At 62.2% G+C, this 24,459-nt stretch carries 20 protein-coding genes; 12 read left to right on the top strand and 8 right to left on the bottom strand.

What is annotated here, in order from left to right:
- Nucleotides 1-65: 65 nt before the first annotated feature.
- A complete protein-coding gene (locus tag BGRAMDRAFT_RS01280) occupies nt 66-1,634 on the top strand; it encodes a sensor domain-containing diguanylate cyclase (protein ID WP_006046810.1) in 1,569 nt (522 codons plus the stop codon).
- Nucleotides 1,635-1,972: 338 nt separating this feature from the next.
- On the opposite strand, the gene BGRAMDRAFT_RS01275 is transcribed toward BGRAMDRAFT_RS01280, so the two are convergent.
- Nucleotides 1,973-2,230, bottom strand: coding sequence for a hypothetical protein (locus tag BGRAMDRAFT_RS01275; protein WP_044020168.1), 258 nt, complete (start codon nt 2,228-2,230; stop codon nt 1,973-1,975).
- A gap of 270 nt (nt 2,231-2,500) precedes the next feature.
- On the opposite strand from BGRAMDRAFT_RS01275, the gene BGRAMDRAFT_RS01270 reads away from it, so the two are divergent.
- The gene (locus BGRAMDRAFT_RS01270; protein WP_006046808.1) at nt 2,501-2,809 is read left to right on the top strand and encodes a hypothetical protein; all 309 of its coding nucleotides are present in this window, start codon (nt 2,501-2,503) and stop codon (nt 2,807-2,809) included.
- A gap of 101 nt (nt 2,810-2,910) precedes the next feature.
- Here the strand turns inward: BGRAMDRAFT_RS01270 and BGRAMDRAFT_RS01265 are convergent, their stop codons facing one another.
- The gene (locus tag BGRAMDRAFT_RS01265; RefSeq protein WP_006046807.1) at nt 2,911-5,193 is read right to left on the bottom strand and encodes an amylo-alpha-1,6-glucosidase; all 2,283 of its coding nucleotides are present in this window, start codon (nt 5,191-5,193) and stop codon (nt 2,911-2,913) included.
- A 386-nt stretch (nt 5,194-5,579) separates the two neighbouring features.
- On the opposite strand from BGRAMDRAFT_RS01265, the gene BGRAMDRAFT_RS01260 reads away from it, so the two are divergent.
- Nucleotides 5,580-5,981 (top strand): hypothetical protein, encoded by a 402-nt coding sequence (locus BGRAMDRAFT_RS01260; RefSeq protein WP_006046806.1) that lies wholly within the window; start codon nt 5,580-5,582, stop codon nt 5,979-5,981.
- 122 nt (nt 5,982-6,103) lie between these two features.
- On the opposite strand, the gene mreB is transcribed toward BGRAMDRAFT_RS01260, so the two are convergent.
- Together mreB and BGRAMDRAFT_RS01250 are read right to left on the bottom strand one after the other, a co-directional pair.
- A complete protein-coding gene (gene mreB / locus BGRAMDRAFT_RS01255; protein WP_006046805.1) occupies nt 6,104-7,156 on the bottom strand; it encodes a rod shape-determining protein in 1,053 nt (350 codons plus the stop codon).
- A gap of 203 nt (nt 7,157-7,359) precedes the next feature.
- Nucleotides 7,360-8,019, bottom strand: a complete 660-nt coding sequence (locus tag BGRAMDRAFT_RS01250; protein ID WP_006046804.1) for an alpha/beta hydrolase — start codon at nt 8,017-8,019, stop codon at nt 7,360-7,362.
- Nucleotides 8,020-8,332: 313 nt separating this feature from the next.
- Here BGRAMDRAFT_RS01250 and BGRAMDRAFT_RS01245 point away from each other — a divergent pair, with 313 nt between their 5' ends.
- Both BGRAMDRAFT_RS01245 and BGRAMDRAFT_RS01240 read left to right on the top strand, forming a co-directional pair.
- On the top strand, nt 8,333-9,925 hold the full coding sequence (locus BGRAMDRAFT_RS01245; RefSeq protein WP_006046803.1) for a DHA2 family efflux MFS transporter permease subunit: 1,593 nt from the start codon (nt 8,333-8,335) through the stop codon (nt 9,923-9,925).
- Nucleotides 9,926-10,026: 101 nt separating this feature from the next.
- On the top strand, nt 10,027-10,941 hold the full coding sequence (locus tag BGRAMDRAFT_RS01240) for a glutaminase (RefSeq protein WP_006046802.1): 915 nt from the start codon (nt 10,027-10,029) through the stop codon (nt 10,939-10,941).
- A 142-nt stretch (nt 10,942-11,083) separates the two neighbouring features.
- Here BGRAMDRAFT_RS01240 and BGRAMDRAFT_RS01235 read toward each other — a convergent pair whose 3' ends face one another.
- Nucleotides 11,084-11,965 carry an NmrA family NAD(P)-binding protein gene (locus BGRAMDRAFT_RS01235; RefSeq protein ID WP_006046801.1) on the bottom strand — a complete coding sequence of 294 codons (882 nt, stop codon included), beginning with the start codon at nt 11,963-11,965 and terminating at the stop codon, nt 11,084-11,086.
- A gap of 296 nt (nt 11,966-12,261) precedes the next feature.
- Between BGRAMDRAFT_RS01235 and glmS the strand changes: the two genes are divergently transcribed.
- The 7 genes from glmS to BGRAMDRAFT_RS01200 all read left to right on the top strand — a co-directional run bounded on the left by glmS (nt 12,262) and on the right by BGRAMDRAFT_RS01200 (nt 20,667).
- Nucleotides 12,262-14,100, top strand: a complete 1,839-nt coding sequence (gene glmS, locus BGRAMDRAFT_RS01230) for a glutamine--fructose-6-phosphate transaminase (isomerizing) (protein ID WP_006046800.1) — start codon at nt 12,262-12,264, stop codon at nt 14,098-14,100.
- Between the two features lie 133 nt (nt 14,101-14,233).
- A complete protein-coding gene (locus BGRAMDRAFT_RS01225) occupies nt 14,234-15,766 on the top strand; it encodes a N,N-dimethylformamidase beta subunit family domain-containing protein (protein ID WP_006046799.1) in 1,533 nt (510 codons plus the stop codon).
- 478 nt (nt 15,767-16,244) lie between these two features.
- A complete protein-coding gene (locus tag BGRAMDRAFT_RS01220) occupies nt 16,245-16,982 on the top strand; it encodes an AraC family transcriptional regulator (RefSeq protein ID WP_006046798.1) in 738 nt (245 codons plus the stop codon).
- Between the two features lie 12 nt (nt 16,983-16,994).
- The gene (locus BGRAMDRAFT_RS01215; RefSeq protein WP_006046797.1) at nt 16,995-17,207 is read left to right on the top strand and encodes a hypothetical protein; all 213 of its coding nucleotides are present in this window, start codon (nt 16,995-16,997) and stop codon (nt 17,205-17,207) included.
- A 158-nt stretch (nt 17,208-17,365) separates the two neighbouring features.
- Entirely contained in the window at nt 17,366-18,319 is a 954-nt protein-coding gene (locus BGRAMDRAFT_RS01210; protein WP_006046796.1) for a GlxA family transcriptional regulator, read from the top strand.
- Nucleotides 18,320-18,367: 48 nt separating this feature from the next.
- Nucleotides 18,368-19,672 (top strand): flippase, encoded by a 1,305-nt coding sequence (locus BGRAMDRAFT_RS01205; RefSeq protein WP_006046795.1) that lies wholly within the window; start codon nt 18,368-18,370, stop codon nt 19,670-19,672.
- 35 nt (nt 19,673-19,707) lie between these two features.
- On the top strand, nt 19,708-20,667 hold the full coding sequence (locus tag BGRAMDRAFT_RS01200) for a glycosyltransferase family 2 protein (protein WP_006046794.1): 960 nt from the start codon (nt 19,708-19,710) through the stop codon (nt 20,665-20,667).
- 90 nt (nt 20,668-20,757) lie between these two features.
- On the opposite strand, the gene BGRAMDRAFT_RS35185 is transcribed toward BGRAMDRAFT_RS01200, so the two are convergent.
- The 3 genes from BGRAMDRAFT_RS35185 to BGRAMDRAFT_RS01185 all read right to left on the bottom strand — a co-directional run bounded on the left by BGRAMDRAFT_RS35185 (nt 20,758) and on the right by BGRAMDRAFT_RS01185 (nt 24,438).
- A complete protein-coding gene (locus BGRAMDRAFT_RS35185; RefSeq protein WP_006046793.1) occupies nt 20,758-21,825 on the bottom strand; it encodes a hypothetical protein in 1,068 nt (355 codons plus the stop codon).
- A gap of 73 nt (nt 21,826-21,898) precedes the next feature.
- Entirely contained in the window at nt 21,899-23,152 is a 1,254-nt protein-coding gene (locus tag BGRAMDRAFT_RS01190) for an LssY C-terminal domain-containing protein (RefSeq protein ID WP_006046792.1), read from the bottom strand.
- Nucleotides 23,149-24,438 (bottom strand): LssY C-terminal domain-containing protein, encoded by a 1,290-nt coding sequence (locus tag BGRAMDRAFT_RS01185; RefSeq protein ID WP_044020164.1) that lies wholly within the window; start codon nt 24,436-24,438, stop codon nt 23,149-23,151. The genes BGRAMDRAFT_RS01190 and BGRAMDRAFT_RS01185 overlap by 4 nt, the downstream gene beginning before the upstream one ends.
- Nucleotides 24,439-24,459 lie beyond the last annotated feature (21 nt).

The following is a 24,459-nucleotide window of genomic DNA, read 5'->3' as shown; positions in this document are numbered from 1 at the left end:
AACAGCCGTCGTCCGCCGATAAGACAAGGAACCTAGCTCCGCCCCGCACTAATTCGAGCGGCCTCATGGCAGTCAATCTTTCCGTTTCTGAGTCGATCCTCGCGACGCCGCCCGAACTCGGCGCAGCCGTGTGTCCGTCTATCCGCGCCCGTCTGTTGTCGACGCTTTTCGACAACCGGCGGCCGCTTGTCATGTCGATCGTCGCCAGCGCGTTCGTCGCCGCGGCGGCTTATGTGCGCTTGCATCAGCCGTGGACGATCGTCTGGCTGTTCGCCGACGTCTGGCTATTGCTAGGACGCCTGAGCATCATCCACGCTTACGTCGCGCATAGCCGCAAGGGACCGGCGAATCCGGGCCCGTGGGCCGCCGCGTACGCGCCGTTGTGCGTCGCGACGAGCCTCATGCTCGGGCTCGGGACGATGGGCTGCGTGCGCACCACCGACACTACGCTCGCAGCACTCGCCATCATGGTCGCCTCGGGCATCCTGGGCGGCGTCGCGTCGAGGAACGCCGCGGTGCCGCGCCTCGCGATCGCGCAGATATGCGTGGTGTCGATACCTATCGGCGTCGGCGCGCTGCTCTCGCCGACCGATGGTTCCTGGATACTCGTGCCGCCGCTGCTTCTGTACGTCGGGGCGATGACGTCCATCGTGCGGCGCCACTACCGCGGACTCGTCGCGCTGATGACCGCCGAGCAGAATCACGCCGAACTCGCGGCGCGTTTCGACGCCGCGCTCACGCACATGCCGCACGGTCTGTGCACGCTCGATCCCGCGGGCAAGGTGGTGATTGCGAATAGCCGCACGGCGCAGTTGTTCGGCACGAGCGTCGATATGCTCAAGCTGAATGTGCCGCTGCCCGAGTTCATCAGCCATGCCGGTTTTGCACAGTTCGACGACGCGCTGCGTCAGCAGTTCGTCGAACGATGCACCGCCTGGCTGCAGGAAAAACGGCGGCCGCTGGCGCTCGAATTGCGCAACGGGCGTCAACTGGAGTTGCGGCGAAATCCGGTGCCCGACGGCAGCGCGGTCGTCATCATCGAGGATGTGACGGAACGCCGCCAAAGCGAAGCCAAGGTGCTGTACCTCGCCCGCCATGATTCGCTGACAGGGCTCGCGAACCGGCGCGAACTGCGCGAGTGTCTCGACCGAATCCTGTTGCGGAGTCACACGCGGCGCGAAACGCGCACGGCGGTGCTGTACCTGGATCTCGACGGCTTCAAGCAGGTCAACGATCGGCATGGCCATACCGCCGGCGACGAGGTGCTGGAGACGGTCGCGGCGCGCCTGCGCCAGACGCTGCGCCACGGCGAATTCGCGGCGCGCCTCGGCGGAGACGAGTTCGCTGTCATCGTCGAAGAGGCGACGCTGAGCGCGATCGTCGCCATCGCGCAGCGCGTGATCCGCGAAATCGCGAAACCGTATGCGCTCACGGCGGGCGGCACGATCAGCCTCGGCACGAGCATCGGCATTGCGCTGGCCGAGCCGCACGAACCTGTCGACAGTCTTATCAGGCGCGCCGACGAGGCTATGTACAGCGCGAAGAACGCGGGTAAAGGCACCTATCGGATTGCTGGGAACGACGGCGAGTTGGAGACGGACGCGGATTACGACGCGAGCGTCGGCGCGGCGTAGAGCGGTGCGGCGTAGCGACGGGACGCGCGGTTTGGCGCGAGGGCTGTAGCTGCGGCGCGGCGAGATTTACGTCGTTCTGGCTCGGGCCGCTTGGTTCGGCTCGCCAGGCTCGATGCGCCGGAGTCCGCTTGGGTCCGCTGATCCGCTTGCGTCCACTGATCCGCTTTGGTCCACTGATCCGCTTGGGTCCGCTTGGGTCCGCTCGGGTCCGCTCGGGTCCGCTCGGGTCCGCTCGGGTCCGCTCGGGTGCGCTTGGTCCGCTCGCTCCATTCGGTCGACTCGGTCAACGTTCGTCCGCCTCGATCCGCATCAGTCCGGCTACGTCCGCCCCACCCCACCTACTTACTAGCCGCCCCCTCCGACGCCGTTGCGCCCATCGCCCCCTTCTTCTGCTTTTTCATTGGCTTGTGCGACGAGCCCATGCCGTCGGACGGCGAGGCCATCGTCCCGCTTGCATTCGGCGTCGGCATGCCGTTGCCGCCCTGTCCCGCGCCGGCGCCACCGCCGGCGTTCGTTGCCGCTCCCTCCGCGTAGACCGCGCCCGACAAACCGAGCATCAACGCCGACATCACGACGCCTTTCGTAGTCACTCGCATGATGGCCTCCTCCATTGCAATGCGCTGGTTGCAGCCCGTGTGCAACACCTGGCGCATGCAGCGACGCAATCCGCGTGCCGCCGCCCGACGCGCAAGCGGCCAAAGCCCGCCGGTCGGCGGCTCCGGGCGAGCAGGAAAAACGGCGTATTTCCCCCGGATTGACCCGCCTCGCCGCGTGCACTAACAATCCGATATGCATATCGGCGACGCTTATCCGGCGATGCCCGCCAGCGACGCCGCGCGCGAACGCCGAAGTCAGTGGAGGACGCCATGATGCTCGCGAGACTTGCCGCCTTCGCAGCGTGGACCCTCGTGATTGCGGGAACGGCCTACGCGCAGGGGACGAACGCAGGCGCAGGCCGCCCGCGTTCCAACGCCGGCTCGACGGGCGGCGCGCGGCCGCAAGCGCCGCAGTCCGCAGCGCCTCCCACGCCGGCGTCCCTACCGACGACCGGCAGCACGTCGCTCTTGCCCGGCGCGGGCCTCATCGTCGCTCCCGAGGACGGCGCGAGGCCGCCGCGTCCCGAGGCGTCGCCGGGCACGCCTGCCAACCCGAGCGGCCTCAAAAAGCCCGACTGAGAATAGGCCAATTGGAGGCCAATCGAAGGCTTAACGAACGGCTCCATCGAGCGGACTGGCCGCCAAGCCGGATCACCGCACCGCCGCCCTCACCCGCCCCCTCACAACAACGCAACCACCCGCACGTCGCCCTGTTCCGCGGACGCCACCACCTTCTCGCCGATGCGGCGGAACGTGATCGACACCGACGCGTCGCCGACCCGCAGATCGCCCAGCTCAAGCCAGTCGATGCCCTCGGGCAGCATCGGCTGCTCGATCAACACCTCGCGGCGTTCGGCGTCGATGGTGATGCCGAGACACGCCTCGAGCATCATGAACGGCGAGCCGGCCGCCCACGCCTGCGGCAGACACGCGACCGGGTAAGCAGTCGGCGGCTCGCCGCGCCGGCGCGGGAATCCGCAGAACAGCTCCGGCAGACGCATGTCGAAATTGACCGCTGCCTGAAACAGCGCCTGCAGCAGCCGCACCGCCGCCGCCTTGCCGCCGTAGCGCGACAGGCCGCGCGCGCAGATCGCGTTGTCATGCGGCCAGACCGAGCCGTTGTGATACGCCATCGGATTGAACCGCGACTGGCTCGCGGCGAGCGTGCGCACACCCCAGCCGGTGTGAAAGAGCGTCGAGTCCAACGCGCGCACCACCGATTCGCCGCGTTCGCGCGAAGGCAAACCGAAAGCCAGCAGGTGCCCCGCATTCGACGCCATCACGCGGCACAATTCGCCGTGGCCGTCGAGCGCGATGCCGTAGAAGCCCGACTCCTCCATCCAGTATTTTTCTTCGACGCACTCGCGCAGCTTTTTCGCCCGCGCCTTGTATTGCGCGGCGGCGTCGTGCATGCCGCGCAGCTTCGCGTAGTGGGCCATCGTGTCGAACGCGGCGCTCGCATACGCCTGCACTTCGACGAGCGCGATCGGGCCATCGGGGAAGCGGCCATCGGCATGGAACACCGAATCGTGGCTGTCTTTCCAGCCCTGGTTCGCGAGGCCGCCGTCCGACTCGCGCTGATAGTCGAGCAGCCCGTAGCGGTTCTTGTCGCACACGCCCGCGACCCAGCCGGCCGCGCGCTCGAGCGCCGGCCACAATTCGTCGATCAGACCGACGTCGCCCGTGCGCGCCGCATAGGCGCCGGCCAGCACGATGAAGAGCGGCGTGGTGTCCACGCCGCCGTAATACAGCGCGAACGGCACTTCGCCGGTGGCGGCCATTTCGCCCTTGCGCATCTCGTGCATGATCTTGCCGGGCGCGGCATCGCGAAACGGCGAGTTCTCCTGCGCCTGATGCTCGGCGAGAAAACGCAGCACGCCTGCGGCCAGTTGCGGCTGCAACCACAGCGTCTGCAACGACGTGATCACCGCATCGCGGCCGAACGGCGTGGAGAACCACGGAATGCCCGCATACGGATACGGGCCGGTCGCGAGGTCGGTGGTCAACAGGCCAAGGTCCGCGAGCGACCGGTCGATCCACGCATTGAAGAGCGGATTGCTCGAGCGCACGCGCGCGGTCACGCGCCGCCGCTCGCGCATCACGAGGTGCGCGTCGACCAGCGCCGCGCGCACCGCGGCCCGGCCGACCCGCGGGCGCTCGGTGTCGATCTGCGACATATGCGCTTCGCTCAGCGGATGAGTCGGCGACGACACGCCCGCGCTCGGCGCATCGGGCGTCTTCGAGACCACCTGAACCGAGACCGACAGATAGATCGACACGCACGCCTGCGCCGGCAGCGTGACCGTGTAGTCGGCGCGATCCGCAAACAGCTTGTCGGGCCGCGGCGCGAAGGCGATCTGCACATTGCGCGCCACGTCGTCGAGGCCGAGATAGCCGAGCAGCACTTCGTCGTTCTCGACGCGCGCCGGCTCGATACGCCCCTGCTTCGCGCGGCTCAGGCCGCGCACCTCGAACATGTCGCGGAAGTCGCTGGCAAAGGAAATGGACAGCGGCACGACGGCGTCGCTCGTGCCGTAGTTGGTGAGTTCGATGGCTTCGTTCAACACCGTGCCCGACAGCACGCGCACGCGCTCGACGTGGATCACGCCTTCCGGCGTGCTGGCGCCGCCGAGCGGCGGCAACGGGCGGTTCGTCAGATGCGCGGTGAACGACGTGTTGTCGCTGCTGACACTGCCCGAGAGCAGCGACGGCGCGCGGCCGCCGAACGTCAGGCGCAGTTGCGAGAGGACGCGGGTGTCGTTGACGAAGAGGCCGTCGTCGACGCCCGTAATATCGCCGAGAGGATCGTTGACGATGAACGTGTCGCCCGACTTCAGCACATGCTGCGTGGCGCTTGCAACGTTGAGATTTTCCGTCGGGATGAATACGCCGTCCGGCTCGGATTCGCGGTGATCGATTCCGCCCGAGTGGGACAGGCCGCCGAGGGCTTCAGGCTGCTGCATCAGGGTCGCTCCTATGGTTCGCTGCTGCGTATGCTTCGCTTGCGGTTGCCGCCGGTCGGTGCCCGTTCGTGCTCATTGGTGCCCGTTAGTGGCCGGCCGCTTCCGATTGTAGAAGCTCTCGTCTCGTCAGACGAACTTATCGCAGGCGAGTTTCGGTTTTTTTTCAGTGGCATGCGACGTGCAGGCAGGCGCGACGTAAGGGACGAGATGGGCCGCTAACCGAAACAATGTTTTGCTGGCGCGGCACTGAGTGGCTGAGGGTGCGTCTGCGATACTCGGTTCGTGTTTCGCTTGCCCGGCGAACACATCGCTGTCTTTGGCCCGCTGTAGAGGCGGGCCTTTTTTAATCAGCCAGAGCAGTCAGCCGAAAGAACAGGAAGAACCGAATGAACGCCTCTCTTGAAACGCTTTTTCCGGACCACGTCCATCGCGACGACAGCGCGGTTAGCGCGCTGAACCATCAGGACATCGTCGTCGCGTTGTCGGCGGCTTTGAAGACGCAGGATGTCGCGGTGCTGCACATGCTTTATCCGCGCACCGACGCGCGCACGCATCGCAGCCTCGATGCGCTCGTCGATGTGTTGCATGGACACGGTCTGCACGAAGTCGCCGATCTGATCGCGCACGAAGCGCACTATCTGCTGTTCAAGGACCCGGCGAAGGCGTGGAAAGCCTTCCACGAAATTCGCAACGATTCGCTCGCGATCGGCGTGCATCTCTACTATCACGGTCTCGTCGGCGAGGCAGCGGAACTCGCGCTCGACAAGGATGCCCATCGCAAGGGCTGACGAAGCCGCGCGGAACGCTCACCGGCGATTCGCCGCGCGAGCGAGTGAGTGAGTGAGCGTGCGTGCGTGCGTGCCTATTTATGCAGGCACTGTCGCGCGCTGCCGCACGATTGGCCTTCGACTCATTCGCAAGCGAATTCGTCGACCATGCCGGTCGCGGCCGCGGCGCCCGCGCCGCGCACGGCGCAGGTCAGCGGTTCGTCGGCGACGCGCACCTCGAGACCGAGCTCGTTCGTGAGGCGCCGCTCGAGATTGCCGAGCAGCGCGCCGCCGCCGGTCAGCACGATGCCGTTGTGCGCGATATCCGTGATGAGTTCGGCCGGCGCCATTTCAAGCCCGCGCTTCACCGCGCCGATCACCTGGCGCAGCGGGCCTTCGATCGCATCGGCGATATCGTGGTTGCTCAACTGCACCGTGCGCGGCAAGCCGTCGTCGACGCTGCGCCCGGTCGCGTTCATGTGCTCGGCGGGCACGTCGCGCACGGCCGTGCCGATGTTCTTCTTCACGTGTTCGGCGGTCTGCTCGCCGAGCAGCACGCCGTACAGATTGCGCACGTAACTGACGATGGCCATATCGAAGCTGTCGCCGCCCACGCGGATCGAGCCGCTGTACGCGGTGCCGCCGAGCGAGAGCACGCCGACTTCCGTCGTGCCGCCGCCGATATCGACGACCATCGAACCGGTCGCCTCCGTCACCGGCAAGCCCGCGCCGACCGCCGACGCCAGCGATTCGCCGATCAGGCTCACCTTCCACGCGCCGGCCGCGACGGCCGCTTCCTTGATCGCGCGGCGCTCGACCTGGGTCGCGCCGGCCGGCACGCACAGCGTGAACGCGGCGCGGCGGCTGAAGAATTGCCGCGGACGCGCCATGTCGACGAATTGCCGGATCATGTGCTCGGCAGCGGAAAAGTTGGCGATCACGCCGTGACGCATGGGCCTCACGGCTTCCAGATTGCGCGGCGCGCGGCCAAGAAGCTGGCGCGCCTCGGCGCCCACCGCCGTCACGCGTTTCGCACCGCCCGCATGATCCTTCTCGAAGCAGACGACCGACGGCTGATTCAGCACGATGCCGCCGTCGTCGGTATAGATCAGCGTGTTGGCGGTGCCGAGGTCAACGGTCACTGCCTGGCGGAACAGTCGATCGAAAAGCGGGTGATGCGGCGTCGGTGTGGCCATAAGAAGGCTCTGTTATGTCGCTCGGTAGCGTCGCGCTCGCGTCGCCGATTCGCGTCGTTATTCCATGCGCGGCAGTGTGAAAATGCGCCCCGTCGCCCAGCCCGCGAGCATTGCGCAGTCCCGCGACGGGCGTGATTTTCGTGCTATGAGCAGTTAACGGCAAGCCGATCAATAACTTTAGCCCCGCTTTTCGTGCGGACGTATCAATCGCGCGACAATGCGCCGAGCGTGCGCTCCAGCGCGGCCTCGCCGAGCGCGACGCCGTCCGCGCTGATCGTATGGCCGACGCCCGGCAATGCGTACGCATCCACCGTGTAGCCGGCCGCGCTGAACGCGTCGGCTGCATGTTCGAGCGCCTGCACCGGGATCACCTCGTCTTCCTCGCCGTGAATCAGCGTGAGCGGCGTGCCGTTGCGCGCGAGCACGGGCGACGCGAGCCGCCCCGAGTATGCGACGACGCACGCGGCGCCTTCCGCGCTCGTCGCCACATGATGCAGCGCCATGATCGAACCTTGCGAAAAGCCGACTAGCGCAAGGCGTCCGAAAGCAAGCTGCCAATGCGCGAGCTCGGCTTCGAGCATGCGTCGCATGGCCGCGTACGCGGTCGTCGCGCGCGCCTCGCGGTTGGCCTCGTTGATGTCGCGCAGACTGAACCACTGACGGCCGCCGAAGCCGCCGTCGAAGGGATCGGTGCCGTCGAGCGACGTGAAGGCGATGTCCGGCAGACGCTCGCTCCAGATGTCGGCGAGCGGCATGAGGTCGCGCGCGTTGCTGCCCACGCCGTGCATCAGGATCACGACCCCTTTGGCGGGCGCCTGCAGCGGCGCACGCCGCCAGCCATGTTCGAATTGTTCCCAGGCCATATTGCTTTCCTTTCCTTTTTGCTTCAATTGATTCGCGGTTGATTCTCGGTTGGTTCGCGGTTGGTTCGCGGTTTGATCACGTTTAATGGCGATTGATCGCGCCGCGCTCGACGTCGCGCTATGCGGTTTGGTTCTGTCCAGCCGCGAGCATACGCTGTCGGCTTCGTTCACGGCGCGTTGCAATGCCCGCAGCGGCGACGTCGAAAGATGAATACAGGTATGCTTTTGCGAGCATCCAGCGGACCCGCCGCGTAATACGGCCACACGCAAAGCCGCGCGCGAGGTCCGCGGCATATCGATCCGGGAGAATGTCTTGAGCCAATCCACGTCTGCGGAGTCGCCCGCGCCCGCGCCCACGTCCGCGCCGCCCGCGCCTCCGCCGCCGCTGAAAGGCGGCCAACTGGTGCTCGCGACCATCGCGGTCGCGCTTGCCACCTTCATGAACGTGCTCGACACGTCGATTGCGAACGTCGCGATTCCGACCATTTCGGGCAACCTGGGCGTTTCCGTCGACGAAGGCACGTGGGTCATCACCGTGTTTGCCGCGGCCAATGCCGTGTCGATTCCGCTCACCGGCTGGCTCACGCAGCGCATCGGCCAGGTGAAACTGTTTGTCGGCGCGATCCTGATGTTCGTGATCGCGTCGTGGCTGTGCGGCATTGCGCCGACGCTGCCGATCCTGCTGCTCGCGCGGGTCTTTCAGGGCGCGGTGGCGGGCCCGCTGATTCCGCTGTCGCAAGCCATTCTGCTCGGCTCGTATCCGAAGGAAAAAGCGTCGACCGCACTCTCGTTATGGGCGATGACCGCCACTGTCGGTCCGATCGCGGGTCCTGCGCTCGGCGGCTGGATCACGGACAGCTATAGCTGGTCATGGATCTTCTATATCAACATTCCCGTTGGACTATTCGCAGCCGGCGTCACGTGGATGATCTATCGCACTCGCGAATCGCCCACGCGCAAGCCGCCTATCGACGTGGTCGGCCTCGGGCTGCTGATTACCTGGGTCGCGTCGCTGCAGATCATGCTCGACAAAGGCAAGGATCTCGACTGGTTCGCGTCGCCCGTCATCGTGATTCTCGGGCTGACCGCGCTCGTCAGCTTCGCGTTCTTTCTCGTGTGGGAATTGACGGAAGAAAATCCGATCATCGACTTACGGCTCTTTCGCGAGCGCAACTTTCTTGGCGGCACGATTGCCATTTCCGTCGCCTATGGCGTGTTCTTCGGCAACCTCGTGCTATTGCCGCAATGGATGCAGGAGTACCTCAACTACCGTTCCGTCGACGCTGGCCTCGTCACCGCGCCGCTCGGCATATTCGCCGTGATTCTCGCGCCGGTGATGGGCCGCGTGCTGCCGCGCTCGGACGCCCGCATCATTTCGACGATGGCGTTTGTCGGCTTCGCAATCGTCTTCTATATGCGCTCGAAATACGTGATCGAAATCGACACCTGGCATCTCGTGATACCCACGCTATTGCAGGGTATTCCGATGGCATTGTTCTTCGTGCCGCTGACGTCGATCATTCTGTCCGGACAGCCGCCCAACAAGATTCCTGCGGCGGCCGGCCTGTCGAATTTCGTCCGCGTGTTTTGCGGCGCGGTGGGCACCTCCGTCGCGGGCAATGCCTGGAACAATCGCACGGTGCTGCATCATGAACGGCTCACCGAACGCGCTTCCGTCGACAACCCGTTGTTCAATCAACAGATCGATTCGACGCAATCGCTGCTGCATCTGAATACGCAATCGGCGCACGCGCTATTCGATTTCACCGTGAATACGCAGGCCGCGATGATGGGCCTGAACGACATCTTCTTTGTATCGGCGGTCATCTTTATTCTGATCATTCCGCTGATATGGATTACGCGGCCCGCCAAAGGCGGCGGCGGTGATGCAGCCGGCGCGCATTGACCGTATCACGCGTATCGCACGTATCGCACGTATCGCAGAGCGCAATCGAACCGTTCGCGGATGCTTGCCAGTAGAATCGCGGCTCCACCAAATTGAGCCTCATGAACTACGCATCCATTCTCGAGCAGATTCATCGCGACTTGCGGCCTTATCTCGGCACGGGCAAAGTTGCGGATTACATCCCGCAACTGGCTAAAGTCCCGGCCGAGAGCTTCGGCATGGCAATCGTCACGGCGTCGGGCGAAGTATTCCGCACCGGCGAAGCGGACACGCGCTTTTCCATTCAGAGCATTTCCAAGCTATTCGCCTGCACAATGGCGTTCCGTCTGCTCGGCGACGCGCTATGGCAACGCGTGGGCCGCGAGCCGTCGGGCAATGCTTTCAATTCATTGGTCCAACTCGAGGCGGAGCACGGCAAGCCGCGCAATCCGTTTATCAATGCGGGAGCGCTGATCGTCACCGATGTACTGTGCCGGCGTTTCGTGCAAGCCGAAACCGCACTCGTCGAATTCATGCGGCGCGTAACGGGCGAGACGAGCATCGACTACGATTCGCGCGTCGCTCAATCGGAATTGCAGCACGCTCACCGCAATCGCGCGATGGCGCATTTCATGGCGAGCTTCGGCAACATGGAGATGCCGCCGGAAGTCGTGGTGGACGCGTATTGCCGCCAATGCGCAATCTCCATGAGTTGCGTCGAATTGGCAAAAGCAGCGCTCTTTCTCACCAATCACGGCGTTGTGCCTTCCACCGGCGAGCGGATTCTCGACACGAGTTCCGCGAAACGTCTTTCGGCACTCATGCTGACTTGCGGCACTTACGACGCCGCGGGCGACTTCGTGTACCGCGTCGGCTTGCCCGCTAAAAGCGGCGTGGGCGGTGGGATCGTCGCGGTACTGCCCGGAGAAATGGCGGTATGCGTATGGTCGCCGGGACTCGACGCAAACGGCAATTCATTAGCCGGTGTACTCGCGCTCGAATGGTTGACGACGCATACAGGCAAGTCGATCTTTTAAGTGCGAATGAGCGGCGGCGTACAGACTCAACGATAAATAACGAGTAAGCGAATAGCGCGGTGCCCGGTTTGTTTTTAAACGCAAGCGTTGCGTCGCGCTATTCGTTATTTGCTTTTCGTCTGTAGTTCGCAGCTTTGGGTAATTATCGAGCGCCGCGCCTCACGAGTTCGGCCAGTACTGTCCGATAAGCGGTCTCGCCGATCACATGCTCGTTCGCGCCACCCTCGAAGTCGATCCATCCGGAGTTAAAGCCGTCGAGCATTTCAATGCGCGGCGTCGGCCACGCCGTGCCTTGCGACTGGAACCGCGCTTCCCATTCGGCGCGCGGCACCGCCTGAGCCTTCACGTCGCGCTCCAGTACACTGCCCAGCAACGCCGCGATCTCATGCTGCGTGTAACGCTGCGGCCCTTCTATTTCGATGACGCGCCGCCCCTGCCACGTCTGCGTGAGCGTATCGGCAATCACGCGGCCGATGTCCGCCGTCGCGACCATCGGATAAGCGCGCTCGAGTGGCTGCAGAAAGCCCGGCATGACGCCCGTATCGCGCGCCGGTGCAACGTCCCATAGCGAGTTCTCCATGAACCACGCGGGCCGCATGATCGCAGTGGGTATGTGCAAAGCGGGCAGTTCCGCCAGTGCCTGCTCCAGAATGTGCACTTGAGTAATGAGCCCGAGGCCGGATTCACGGTGCCCGCCAACCGACGACAATGCCGCCACCCGCTCCGGCCGCGCATCGACTAGCGCCTTTTTCAGCACTGCAACTGCCCGATGTGCGTTCGGATAACCGGGCTCCGGTGCGAAATTCGGCGCGAGCATCACAAACACGCCTGCGGTTCCGCGAAATGCTGCGGCGAGCGCGTCGGCGTCTTCGAATGATGCAATGGCTATTTCGGCACCGCGCTCACGCCACTGCGCGGCCTTCGTCTCGTCGCGCAATACCGCACGCACCTCATGTCCCGCAGCCAGTAAAGCGCGAGCCGCCGCGCCGCCCACCTGCCCTGTCACACCGGTAATGGCATACATATCGATCGCTCCTTGAATGGTTAATGCGGTAGTGCGACGCATTCTCGCTGTTTAACCGTCATTTCACGAGAGCATGAATGTCATTTGTCTAATGACGGACCGGCATGCATATGTTTCAGGAATGTTGCGCGCGAAACCAACGTGCTCGTTACTTGCTCGTTAAGCGGACAACCGTTCAACGTTTCGCGCCGCGCTCGACTCGCGCCGCCTCGCGATGTCTATGCTTGGTTGCAATGCAACAGATCGAACAGCGCCAGTACTTTCGTATGAATCGCTGCGGAATCAGGAGACCTTCCATGTGCGGAATCGTAGGAGCAGTGGATCGCCGCGATGTCACTTCCACGTTGACCGAGGGCTTGCGGCGACTCGAGTATCGCGGCTACGACTCGTGCGGAATCGCGGTTCTTCAGCAAGGCGCACTGCGTCGAGTGCGCAGCGTCGCGCGCGTCGCGAGTCTCGCGGCAGAAGTTGCCGAAGCTAACCTGTCGGGAATGATCGGTATCGCACATACACGTTGGGCGACTCATGGAGCGCCTGTCACGAGGAATGCCCATCCGATCTTCTCCAGCGGCGAAATCGCCATCGTGCATAACGGCATCATTGAAAACCACGAGGCGTTGCGAGAAGAACTGGGAGTACTCGGCTACGTGTTTGAGTCGGACACCGATACGGAAGTTGTCGCGCATCTGATTCACCATGCGTGGAAAAAGCAAGGCGGAGAACATGAAAGCGACCTGCTTTCTGCCGTGCGCCATGCGCTCGAACGGCTTCACGGCGCTTACGCAATTGCCGTATTCGCGAGTAGCGATCCGGGCCGGGTGATCGGTGCACGGGCCGGTTCACCGCTCGTCGTCGGCCTGGGAGAGCAAGGCAACTATCTCGCGTCCGACGTCATGGCGCTTGCCGGGACGGTGGAGAACTTCATTTATCTGGAAGAAGGCGATATAGCGGAATTGACACTGGACGGTGTACGGGTCGTCGATCGCGCCGGCCATGCGGTGCAGCGCGAAATCAAATTGCAGCGATCGAGCACGAGCGCAGTGGAACTCGGCCCGTATCGGCATTACATGCACAAAGAGATCTTCGAGCAGCCAAGTGTCATTGCAGACGCAATTGAAAACGTTCACACCATTACCGCCGACCTATTCGGCGCGGGGGCGCGGCACGCGTTTCGCGAAATCGACTCGCTTCTGATAGTGGCGTGCGGCACGAGTTATTACGCGGGCATGACAGCGAAGTACTGGTTCGAATCGCTCGCCAAAGTACCGGCGCAAGTGGAAGTCGCGAGCGAATACCGGTATCGCAGCAGTGTGGCGAGTCCCAATACGCTGGTCGTGGTCGTATCGCAATCGGGCGAAACCGCCGATACGCTCGCCGCGCTCAAGCACGCTCAATCTCAGGGCCATCGGCACACGTTGGCTATTTGCAATGTCGCAAGCAGCACGATGATGCGGCAGGCGCAGTTCCAGCATCTGACTAGTGCGGGACCGGAAATCGGCGTTGCGTCGACAAAAGCCTTCACAACGCAGCTAGTTGCGCTGTTCCTGCTCGCCTTGACGCTTAGCAAACAGCGCGGGCGCCTTCCCGCTGCACAGGAGGCGGCGTTTCTCGATCAACTGCATCGCTTGCCGGCGAAACTGAACAGCGTGCTCGCGCTGGAAACGCAAATCGTCGCGTGGGCAGAAGCGTTCGCGCGCACAGAACATGCACTCTTTCTCGGCCGCGGCCTGCATTATCCGATCGCGCTCGAAGGCGCATTAAAGCTGAAAGAGATCTCGTACGTGCACGCGGAAGCCTATCCCGCAGGCGAATTGAAACATGGGCCACTTGCACTGGTGACGAGCCAGATGCCGGTCGTCACGGTGGCGCCCAACGACGCGCTGCTCGACAAGCTCAAATCGAATATGCAGGAAGTCAGGGCACGCAGCGGCCAATTGTATGTATTCGCCGATGCGGATTCACGAATTGCGAGTGGCGATGGACTTCGCGTGATCCGCATGCCCGAGCACTACGGCAGCCTGTCGCCGATCCTGCATGTCGTGCCGCTGCAACTGCTTGCGTATCACACCGCATGCGCACGCGGAACCGACGTCGACAAGCCGCGAAATCTCGCGAAGTCCGTCACTGTCGAATGAGGCATAGCGCACAGACGCACTGCGCGCATGGGTGTACAAGCAAACGGTTGCGCGGACATAAACCGCGCGCCGCAATGTAATCGGAACTCATTGGCGGGCCACTGCCTCGCTTATTCGCGCAAGGAAAGCGAACATGCAGATCTATCCGATTCATCCGAGCTTTACTGCGGGAGCCAGCTTTGAACTCGCGGTGCAGCCCGGCAGGCGCTTTAGCATCGCCATTTATCAGCAGCAGGACGACGACTCGCTCACGAGCCTGTGCGGCGTGGTGGTTACAGGTAAGAACAATGTGACCGCCAATCTGCTGGACGGCAAATACGTATTCCAATCTACAGGCAATAGCGCGGCAAAGCGCTTCGACGAGGATTGGAATTGGCCGACAATCGACATTCGCCCGAACGTCGCGAACTTGCACAGCGGCGCCTATGTGGCGATCGCCTATGAAGTCGACGCCGCAGGAAAGCCGACGCAGGAACTCGGGCGCGCGTGCGCCGCGCATCGGCCGATCTTCGCAGCACGGCCCGACAGCGACAGCATGGCGCTTGTGATCGCACGGCCACGCACGCCCACCGCCACGCTCGCGTACATCATTCCGACGGCCACCTACCACGCCTATAACTCCACGGGTGGCGGAAGCTTCTACGACGACCGCATCCACCGTTATCGCGCCGCAAACAAAGTGAGCTTGCTCCGCCCCGGCGGCGGCCTCGGCGCACGGCTCGGCGAACCGGACGACCCCTACGACACACGCTCGACCCGTCAGCAATTCGCTCACTGGGACGCGAAGTTTATCCGGTGGCTGCGCAACGAAGGCATTGCCTGCGACTTTTATACGGATCTCGACTTACACAGCGCCACTGCGCTAGACCTTACGCGCTACCGCTGCATGCTGAGCGTCGGTCATCACGAGTACTGGAGCGAGGAAATGCGCGCACATGTCGCGTATTTCGTCACGCAAGGCGGAAACGTCGCTGTTTTCAGCGGCAATACGTGTTATCGGCCTGTGAGGTTTATCGGCGCTGAACCGGGTCAACTCAGCGAGATGCGCAAGCTTGCGGACAACTGGGATGTACTCAAGGAACAGATCGATCTCGATCCGCGCGTAAGCGGCAATGAAAGCCATTTGATTGGACTGACCTATAAGCACGGCGGCGGCCACTGGGGCACGTGGTCGCGGTGGCGTCGCCGCTGGGTGAAGTGCGAGCGTCAGGCAATTGGCTTTACCGTCAAACGGCCGGACCATTGGGTATTTGCAGGAACTCAACTGCAACAAGGTGAAAGCTTTGGCGCAGAAGATCGGCTCGTCGGCTATGAAGCGGACGGCATCCCGCCGGACTGGCCCGACGATGCAATCGAAAGGCTTGCGGTTACCGAACGGCTCACAGGATGGGAAATGGGCGGTGCTGGCGCGATCGGCTTATTTCGTCCACTGCTGCGAGACGGCCGCCGCAGTGCGGGAGAAGTCTTTAATGTGGGTACGACAGACTGGGCTCGTGTGCTGACGGACAGCACGGCGCAGAGCCATGACGTCGTGCAGCAGATCACCCGCAACGTGATTCGCCAATACACCGGCGCACAAGAGCTAAACGTATCACAGCAGAAGCGTCCGCTGCACGAAGCGGCCGATGCAGGCGGCGAAGCCGCATTGCAAACCGACGCGGGTTGAGCGCAACGATGGTCATGAAAACAGTGACCGTTGCGCACACGATGTTGTCCGCTCATGACGCGCTTGAGTCGATGCTTCAAGCGTGTGAACAAACGCTTTCTACGGTATTTAGCAGCGCTTCTCAGAACTTTCGAAACGGGCTTCATTACGCGTTTTTCTTGCCACATTTCTTATCGGTTTAACGCCTTTGACACAGTACTCGAACCGGCGGTTGAACCGTCCGGCGCCCGCGCTCGTTCGTCGCGCGGCACGCCATCGAGCACCTCTACGTTGTCAGCCAAGGTTGGCCGGTGGAGGCTGAATTTAGGTGAGCACGCAACCAGCCTTACAGCGTATCCTTCCATTCAAATCCCAAACGAAGAAAGATTGCGTAAGCATCGTCTTCTCCAACGCTTCTTCGCTCGCGCCCAACACAAGCACTGTCATACCTGAGCGGCATTACCAATAACTCGTTAGACCTCGAACACCAGGAGACAGCATGAATAAACTCGGCCCCGCTAGTTGCCTCCTGCCGACTGATAAAGCGGCACAAGTACTTCGTCTAATTAATACGAATGCACATATCGACATCGTTTCAAGCCGCGATCTTCAATCCGGCGAAAACGAAATGCATCTCGATCAATCGGCTACTGCAAACGCGATGTCTATTCCTCGCGCGCCCGAGCACGCCGATAAGATGCAAATGCTGATTGCGCCGGATACGGATGCAACTCTCGCCTCTATCGTAAGGTCCAATTTGAATTGTCAAGATTTAATTGCGCCGGTATGGATCCTGGACCACACAGTTCAGGGCGCCGTGATTGCACGCGCCGCCGAAATACGCATCAGCTTCTTTCCGCAGGCAGATGATGCAAGCGGCGCAACGTCCGTTAAGCCGAAGCGCGAAGACGAGAAGATTCACGCGCTCGCGCAGTGGCTCACTGAAAACTGCGAGCACGACATTTCGATTGCCGAAGTCGCTCAGCGCGCCGCGATCAGCGAACGAACCTTCTTGCGCCGGTTCCGGCAACAGATCGGCACGCCGCCTTCCGAATACCTGTTGAGGGCTCGGCTCGACCGGTCGCGCAGGCTGCTAGCCGACTCCGATCTTCCGGTCGACAAGATCGCTCGGCGCAGCGGCATGGGCAACGGGTCGCAACTCGCGAAGCTCTTTCGCAAGCGCTTCGGAGTCTCGCCAACGGAGTTTCGGCGCCGCGCCCGCACGGGTTCCGCCTAAGCGAGTGCGACCATGGAAGAAGGCCGGCCGCGGGGTCACTGGCGAGACCAGCCCTTGGCTTCGCGTGCCGAAAGGTTTGCGTTCACCGTGATATTGACTGGCTTTGCAACGGTTTATGTCGCGGCGGTGATTGTCGTTTTTCTGGTGGTGGCGATTGTATTGATTCCGGTGCGGATTTTCTGCTCCATTGCCGACGCTATCCGGGCCGCAAAGCGGCGCGGATAACCGCGGTTTCAGAAGATCCGCGCATTGGCGAGGCGCGACAAGCAATTGGCGGCTGCGCCGCCGATTAGCGGACTTTTACCGAATCCGCGCTCACTACAATTCAGGCTGTTGCCAGACTTTTAGTGCATTTGATAAATATATTTGGAGCCCTAATCGTGATGGATCTCGTTGAACTCTCCAGGCCGCACGTCGATGAGAAGCCCGACTGTCTGGAACCGCCGAGGCACATTGGCCTTCTCGTGTCGCAGAACTTCTTCACGGCAAGTACTGGCGCGATTGGCGATGCTTTTCGCCTTGCGAACATGGCGCAACTGCATCGTGGCGAAGACCCGCCGTACCGGCTTACGGTATTGTCAGAAGAAGGCGGCGTCGTCACGAGTTCGTGCGGCATTTCGATCTTCACGGAACAACTGAGCCGTTACAGCGTGGGCGACTTTCACGCGTTCTTCGTGGCGTGCCGCGACACGGCGGCGCCAACGGAACCGAATGACCGGCTGCATTCATGGATCACGCGTCACGGCGCAATGGCATCGCTTCGCATCACGCAAGGGTCGAAGCTCGCAGTGGTTTACAAAAACGCTTCACGGCTGGCAGTACCTGTCTTTCTATTCGACGATGACTTCGTGGCGTCCCGCATTAACGGCGCAACGCCCGCCGAGCTGGCCCTTTCGCAGATCGAGCGCGACCTCGGTCCGCAGATCGCCAGAAAGGTCGCGCTTGAACTGCAGACGAATGCGATCAAGCACACAAGGCCACGCGAAGGCGACGCCAAATCGCTCACCACCGCAAGCAAGGTTCGCGAGTCGGCACGCTGGATCCAGGAGAACTACAGCAAGCCGATTTCCGTTGCGCAGGCAGCCGAATCCGCGGCAATGAGCAAGCGCAATTTCCGGCGCCGTTTCAAGCAGGAGTTCGGCATGACGCCGCTGGAGTACCTGCTGCGCACGCGCTTCGACGTGGTCCGGACAATGCTGAGTTCCACCAATATCCCGGTGGGGAAAATTGCGCGGCGGTGCGGAATGGGCGACGGCAATCGTCTGGGCCGTCTCTTCAAGGAAAGGTACGGCATGTCGCCCACCGAATTCCGTGCACAGCGGCATTTGAGCCTGTAGAGCGGCTTGACGCATGAGGAAAGCCACTATTGCACCAGGCGTATTTTTATGACGACTCCGATTCGCAACACGCTGTTCTATCTGATTCTGATTCAGGGCGGCAATTACATCGTACCGTTGCTGATGTTGCCGTACCTGGGTCATGTACTCGGTGCAAGAGAGTTCGGGGTGTTGGCCTATTGTCAGGCTGTCGCGCAATACATGGTGCTGCTGACCGACTATGGCTTCAACTTCACCGCAACGCGACTCGTATCGGTCAAACGCGGCGACGCTCACGGGCTCGCCGAGGTCTATACGAGTACATCGGCCGCGCGGCTCGTACTGGTTGCAGCGGCGCTTCTTCTGATCGTAGCGGGCATTGCATTCGTGCCGGATCTGCGAGATCACGCCGATGTACTCGGCGCGCTATTTCTCGGCATCGTCGCCAACGCGGTTACGCCGGTATGGCTGTTTCAGGGCCTGGAACGCATGCGCGCGTTGGTGTTGCCGACGTTTGTTTCGCGGCTTCTCGGTCTCGCCTTCGTCTATCTTGCAGTGAAAGGACCGGGCGATGCCGCGCTTGCTGCATTGGGCGTCAGTCTCGGCAATGTACTGCTCGCCATTTGCGCGCTGTGGATTCTTCATCGCAACAGGCTGGTGAAACTCGTCGGCATATCCACGAGAAAGATTGTCGACGCGCTGAAAGACGGCTTTCCGTTGTTCCTCTCTTTTGTATTGATCAGCTTCTATGTGAACTTCAACTCGATTCTTCTGAACTACTTCCACGGACCGGAAGTGGTCGGTCAGTTCGCGATGGCGGACAAGATTCGCGTGGCCGCGCAGGCCATGTTCATGGTGATCAGTCAGGCTTTCTATCCGCGCATCAGTCAATACCACGCGACCGATCCGCAAGCCGCGCAGCGCCTGATGCGAATGGCGATGCTCGCCGTGTTCTCGACATCGATCAGCCTTTTTGTCGGCATCGAATTGCTCGCGGCGTGGGGTATCGAAACATGGGTTGGGCCGCAGTTTCATGCATCGATTCCTCTCCTGAGACTCGAAGCCGTCTTGCCGCCCATCATCAGCGTCGCTGTCGTATTCGGCGATCTCGGGTTGCTCGCTCAAGGCCGCGCGCGTTCGCTCACGAATGTGTTTCTCGGCGCGACGGTTCTGCATCTTCTCTATGTGGTTCCGCTCACCCGCTACGGCGGCGCGAAAGGAACGATCGTCGCCGTGATCCTGACCGAGGTGGTCGGCGCGGTGGCCTTCATGTGGCTGTATTTCCGCGGCGTTGCACCTGCCTCGCGAGGCGCGGCGCTCATGCCGGTTGCATCCGGGGCGCGTCAGGAAGCACGCGGCGCGGATGCTGGTTGAGTTGCGGTTCTGCTATCAAACAATCGAGGTGCCTTATGCCCGCTTTTTCCATCATCGTGCCGGCCTACAACGTTGAGCACTATCTCGACGAAGCGCTCGCGAGCGTTGCGGCCCAGTCCTTCACGGACTTCGAGCTGATCCTTGTCGACGACGGCTCCACGGACGGCACCGCCGCGATTGCACAGCGCTATTGCGACAGCGACCCGCGCTTTCGCTACGTCTATCAGCCGAATCGCGGGCAATCCGCGGCACGCAATCTCGGCACTTCGCTGACCACGGGCACGTATGTGTACTACATGGACAGCGACGACCTGATCGACACCGACACGTTGAGCGTCTGCCACCGCGAATTCAGCAATCCCGAGATCGACGCGGTGATGTTCGAAGCCGCGGTATTCCCGAACGATGCGCCGATGTACAAGCAGGAAGTCAACGGCTACCGCCGGCCGCTCGGAAGCGCGACGTTGTGGTCGGAAGAGTTCGTCGTCGAATCGTTGCGGCAAGGGCGCTATTTTGTTTCGCCGTGCTGCTTTATCACGCGGCGTTCGGCCATCGGCAATCTGCGTTTCATAGAAGGCATCGTGTATGAGGACAATCACTTCTTCGCTGCGTTGTTGCTACAGCAACGACTTAAGCTGGCAGTGCTGAACCAGGCGCTCTTTAAAAGAAGATTGCGCATGGATTCGACGATGTTCACGACGAAGACGCTGCACCACTACAACAGCATGTACCGGTTGCTTCACGAGGTGTCGGCGCTGTCTTTCATTGCGCTCGATCCGCCGGAGCGCGCGCGCATCAAGCAGGAGATCATCGGCAAGACGCTCGGCGATCTGCATTTTGCAAGCGCGCTGGTCGGCCCCGATCTGAAGCTGCGCAGCATGAATGTGGCGGCGACGTGGTATGTGGCCACGCATATCTCGCCGCGGCTTTTTTCGGCGAAGCGTCTGTTGCTCGCGCTCGTGCCGGAACTGTATCGGCTGAAGCCGGAAGTTTGAGTTGCTGTAAAGCTGAGTCGCTTTTAGAGCGCGGCGCCGCTACTTTGCTGCGCCGCGCGCTAATAGCGGTACTGCATAAAGGCACTGCCTTCACATTCCGGAAGTTGCCATATCCTCTTCCACGAAACGCAGAATCGCCTCTGTCAGTGCCTCGCGAGGGTAGGCATTTTGCGTGACGAACAACGATGCGATCGTCGTGTGCGTTCGAGAGACAGGCACGGCCAGTGCCCAATGATCCGCATTGACGTAACCCATCAAGACGCTGCCGGGCACGACCTGATCATAGAAGATCACCTGGCTGTCGTTGCGGGCGTCGACTCGTGAGAGTTTTTCGTAGCTCGATTCGAGTATCGACGAAATGCGCTCCGGCTGCGGAAAGGTCACGAGCGAGTAGTAGCGCAGATCGCGCGGAAGCGGATGGTTGGCCATCCACGCCCTGCGCGTGACGGGCCGCAGGCTTTGCACGGCCCCGCCGTCTCCCGAGTGGCAAGCCGCGCCCGGAAAGTGCCGCAGCATGTCCGCCTGGTATTGCTCGGCGTCGTTGGCAAGCGGCGATCCGCCAACCGCCCCCGCCGCGCTGACGACAGCCGCCACGCGGCTGCGAATCTCCGGATACGCGACGACGGCCTCGAGAATATCGGCCGCGCCCTTCGAGTAGCCGATCAGCACCAGTTGCGCTGCGCCTTCGGACATCGGCATGGCCATCACGGCGTCGCGGATCTGGCGTGCATTGTTCGCCGAGCCCGACAGCCCGTCCACCTTCAGCATGATCCCGTCGTAACCGGATTGCCGCAGGTTTTGAACGACGGTGTTCGGAGGATTTAGCCACGGCCTGAAGCAGTCGTACCCGATGCCGGGCACCACTGCCGCGATGAGGTGGCGTGCCGATTGCCCGAGATCGACGGGCGCACCTGTACCGGCAGGCTCGGCGCCCACGCGTGTGAGTGCGTCTTCGCAGGGACGGTAGTCAGGCAGCGCTGAGCCGTGCGCTTCGAGCACCGCACAGTAAATCTCGCGAAAGCGGGCCCGCTTGTCTTGCACGCCGGCCTGCGATGCCGCCACGAGAGCGAGGGGCGGCGTCTCCGTCGAGTAGGGAATGAGCGGCTTCGTTGCGCATGCCGTTAGCGCAAGAATGACCGCTAGCGCCGCGCCGTGCATGCAGTGCCTGCTCCATGCCCGCCGATGCACAACGCGCCGGCGCACCGCGCCGCTTCGTTGCTGACAGACCGCCTTACTTGCCGGCATCGCCACCCTCCCGGTTCGTGGAGGACTCGCGCTGCTCGAGGTATGGCACCCACTGGAGCATTTCCACGTTCGCAAAACTGAGCGGACGAGTGGCGAAGAACATCACGGCGCGTAGTCCGTCGGTGTCATACGGCGCGCCGTTCAGCGTTGTCCGCGGCTGTGCCTGTGGCGATGGACCGACGCCGTACACAAAACCGAGCTTGTCGAGACCGCCCGAATACATCATGTCCTGGATGAGGAAGTTCCTGGCCTCGTCGACGTCATCATGAAGCGTGTCATCCGCCGTATCGTGATGCGCGAAGCGGCCCCCGACAGGACGTCCGGCTTGCGCGACATACACCGGGTCGCCGTTAAAGCGAATGGGCGTGAGCCACGCGCGCAATGAAGTCGACAACGCACCCGCCTGGGCCTGCTTGCGCAGCACGACGTCGGGCGTGCGTCCAAATAGCCACTGCGAATAGTCGCTCTTTCGCATCTCCCGGCGATAGCTACGGCGCACCATCGCGGCGCCGATGTCTCCCAGTTTGCCGATCACGATCACATTCAGAGGATCGCCTTCGGTCTCGCCATTCTCGCTCGTCGCGCAGCGCGGCATCCGTTCGAGCGCGGCCCGCAGCGACGCGAGGTCGTGGTAGTCGGTGAAAGCCGCCTGCTGGTACTGGAATGGAGTGAGCGCGAAACGCGGGTCGGCGGCATCGTCCGGTACGGGTAGAAACAGCGAGAAAGGAATCAGTGTTCTGCTTGCGAAAAGATCGATGTTGACGAGCTTGATCTGCCGGTCAGGATTGGCGAAAAGAAAGCCGCTGCGCGTTTCTCCAGCCGGGACGGGATTTTTGAATCCAAGCTTGTTCAAGTGGCTGTCGATGTCCGCGTTCGTCGCGCCGCCGAGAAGCGTGTGCATGGACCATGCGACTTCGAGTGGCGAAAAGTAGTCCGGGTCGGTTCCGGAGTGCAGCAACCATAACGCTTGCGGTGTATGGTTCTCGACTTCGATCCAGAGCGGCTGAATGTTGCTGCTGCCGATGTCGGCGCCGATCATGCGCCTGCTGTCGTCGGCGCCTAGAACGGCTACGCTGACGCGCGCGCCTTGCCTCGTGTCGCTCACCGCACGCTGCCGCAGCGGCGCATCGTCGGTGCTGACGGGCGCGGTCCAGGTCGCACAGCCGCCACAAACGAATAGAAGCACAACGCTGCCGGCAACGCGCGTCAACGCACGCCAAAGCGTTGACCATTCGTTCATTGATCTGCTCCCGCGGGCACGGCGTTGAACTTTGCAACCGACTCCCATGGAAAAAATTCGATACCCGAGAGCGAGGTGGGCTGCCGGTCGAATACGAGGACCTGGCGAAGGCCGTCGGTGTAGTACGGGTCGGTAGTCAGATTCTGGCCCGGTGCGTTTTGCGGGGCTGCGCCGACTCCTTTCACGAAGCCGATCTTCTGCAGGTTCTGCGAATAGGCCATGTCCTCGGTCAGCGCAGTACGTGCTTCGTCTACATCGGGATCGATCTTGTGCGTCGTCAGCGTGGGTGAGTGAAATGTCAGACGCACGCCGATATCCCGGCTGATCTGACCGACCCACACGGGCTTGCCACGGTAGCGCATCGGGCTGAGCCAGAGCCGCAAGTGATTGCGCTGGTGGATGGTGTCGCGCGCCTTCTGCAATGCGAGGTCCTGCGCCCGCCCGAACAGATAGAGATCGCTCACGGGTGCATTGACATAGCGCTCGCCGGAAAATGCGGACGTGACGGTCTTCATGATCGAGCCGGACCATTTCTGTTCGGTCGGACTCCAGCCTCGTCTAACGAGTGCGGGAAATGCGTCGTCGAGACCGCCCACGATAACGAGATTGAGCGGGTCGCCATTCTTCGCGCCGTCTTCGCTGGTTGCGCAGCACGGAAGCGATTCGAGCGCGGCGCGCAACGCGCTGTCGTCGGTGTAGTCCACCATCCTCCCCGGCGGATAGACCTCACGGCGAAACACCGCGCTAACGTGGTAATCCGCGTAAAAGCCGGGCACCACCATGAGGAAGGAAAATGTTTGTGCCCGACCGCTTGCGACAAGATCGAGCTGAATGAGCTTGGCGCCCTCGGAGAGATTGGTCAGGATATAACCGGACACAGTGTGGCCCGGCAGCACGGGGTTACGGAAGGCGAGTGCGCGAAAACGTCGCTCGATGTCATCGCCTGCCACCGACGATTTGCTGCCGGCGAATGCTTCGGCCGCTTCGGAGGCGGGAAAGAAGTTGGGGTCGAGGCCCGGCGACATCAGAAAGTAGCTGGACGTGTCGTCGTTTTGCACCTCGACCCATACGGGCTGAATGCCCTTTTTTGCGAGCGCTACGCCATAAACGCTCTCGCTCTCTTCAGCCGAAAGCACCGAGCCGGAAACACGGAGTCCTCGTTCGCTACGTGTGACGGCGCGGCTTTGATAGTCGAGTCCGCCGGCGCCCGGCAACGTGATGGCGCAACCGCATAGCATGAAAGCAACGACAACTGCAGGCAGCAGTCGATTCACGATGTGATCCATCGCGTCACCCATTTGCCGCGA

Origin of the sequence: Paraburkholderia graminis C4D1M (assembly GCF_000172415.1) — a bacterium.
Classification (GTDB): Bacteria; Pseudomonadota; Gammaproteobacteria; order Burkholderiales; family Burkholderiaceae; genus Paraburkholderia; species Paraburkholderia graminis.
This window is presented reverse-complemented; position numbering and strand designations above follow the sequence as displayed.

Bases quoted from the DNA above. Each gene is read 5' to 3' on its own strand.
- BGRAMDRAFT_RS01190 (WP_006046792.1), bottom strand. From the start codon at position 23,152: ATGAACGAATGGTCAACGCTTTGGCGTGCGTTGACGCGCGTTGCCGGC.
- BGRAMDRAFT_RS35185 (WP_006046793.1), bottom strand. From the start codon at position 21,825: ATGCACGGCGCGGCGCTAGCGGTCATTCTTGCGCTAACGGCATGCGCA.
- BGRAMDRAFT_RS01215 (WP_006046797.1), top strand. From the start codon at position 16,995: ATGGAAGAAGGCCGGCCGCGGGGTCACTGGCGAGACCAGCCCTTGGCT.
- BGRAMDRAFT_RS01240 (WP_006046802.1), top strand. From the start codon at position 10,027: ATGAACTACGCATCCATTCTCGAGCAGATTCATCGCGACTTGCGGCCT.
- glmS (WP_006046800.1), top strand. From the start codon at position 12,262: ATGTGCGGAATCGTAGGAGCAGTGGATCGCCGCGATGTCACTTCCACG.
- mreB (WP_006046805.1), bottom strand. From the start codon at position 7,156: ATGGCCACACCGACGCCGCATCACCCGCTTTTCGATCGACTGTTCCGC.
- BGRAMDRAFT_RS01265 (WP_006046807.1), bottom strand. From the start codon at position 5,193: ATGCAGCAGCCTGAAGCCCTCGGCGGCCTGTCCCACTCGGGCGGAATC.
- BGRAMDRAFT_RS01270 (WP_006046808.1), top strand. From the start codon at position 2,501: ATGATGCTCGCGAGACTTGCCGCCTTCGCAGCGTGGACCCTCGTGATT.
- BGRAMDRAFT_RS01185 (WP_044020164.1), bottom strand. From the start codon at position 24,438: ATGGATCACATCGTGAATCGACTGCTGCCTGCAGTTGTCGTTGCTTTC.
- BGRAMDRAFT_RS01275 (WP_044020168.1), bottom strand. From the start codon at position 2,230: ATGCGAGTGACTACGAAAGGCGTCGTGATGTCGGCGTTGATGCTCGGT.
- BGRAMDRAFT_RS01280 (WP_006046810.1), top strand. From the start codon at position 66: ATGGCAGTCAATCTTTCCGTTTCTGAGTCGATCCTCGCGACGCCGCCC.
- BGRAMDRAFT_RS01200 (WP_006046794.1), top strand. From the start codon at position 19,708: ATGCCCGCTTTTTCCATCATCGTGCCGGCCTACAACGTTGAGCACTAT.
- BGRAMDRAFT_RS01235 (WP_006046801.1), bottom strand. From the start codon at position 11,965: ATGTATGCCATTACCGGTGTGACAGGGCAGGTGGGCGGCGCGGCGGCT.
- BGRAMDRAFT_RS01205 (WP_006046795.1), top strand. From the start codon at position 18,368: ATGACGACTCCGATTCGCAACACGCTGTTCTATCTGATTCTGATTCAG.
- BGRAMDRAFT_RS01225 (WP_006046799.1), top strand. From the start codon at position 14,234: ATGCAGATCTATCCGATTCATCCGAGCTTTACTGCGGGAGCCAGCTTT.
- BGRAMDRAFT_RS01250 (WP_006046804.1), bottom strand. From the start codon at position 8,019: ATGGCCTGGGAACAATTCGAACATGGCTGGCGGCGTGCGCCGCTGCAG.
- BGRAMDRAFT_RS01220 (WP_006046798.1), top strand. From the start codon at position 16,245: ATGAATAAACTCGGCCCCGCTAGTTGCCTCCTGCCGACTGATAAAGCG.
- BGRAMDRAFT_RS01260 (WP_006046806.1), top strand. From the start codon at position 5,580: ATGAACGCCTCTCTTGAAACGCTTTTTCCGGACCACGTCCATCGCGAC.
- BGRAMDRAFT_RS01210 (WP_006046796.1), top strand. From the start codon at position 17,366: ATGGATCTCGTTGAACTCTCCAGGCCGCACGTCGATGAGAAGCCCGAC.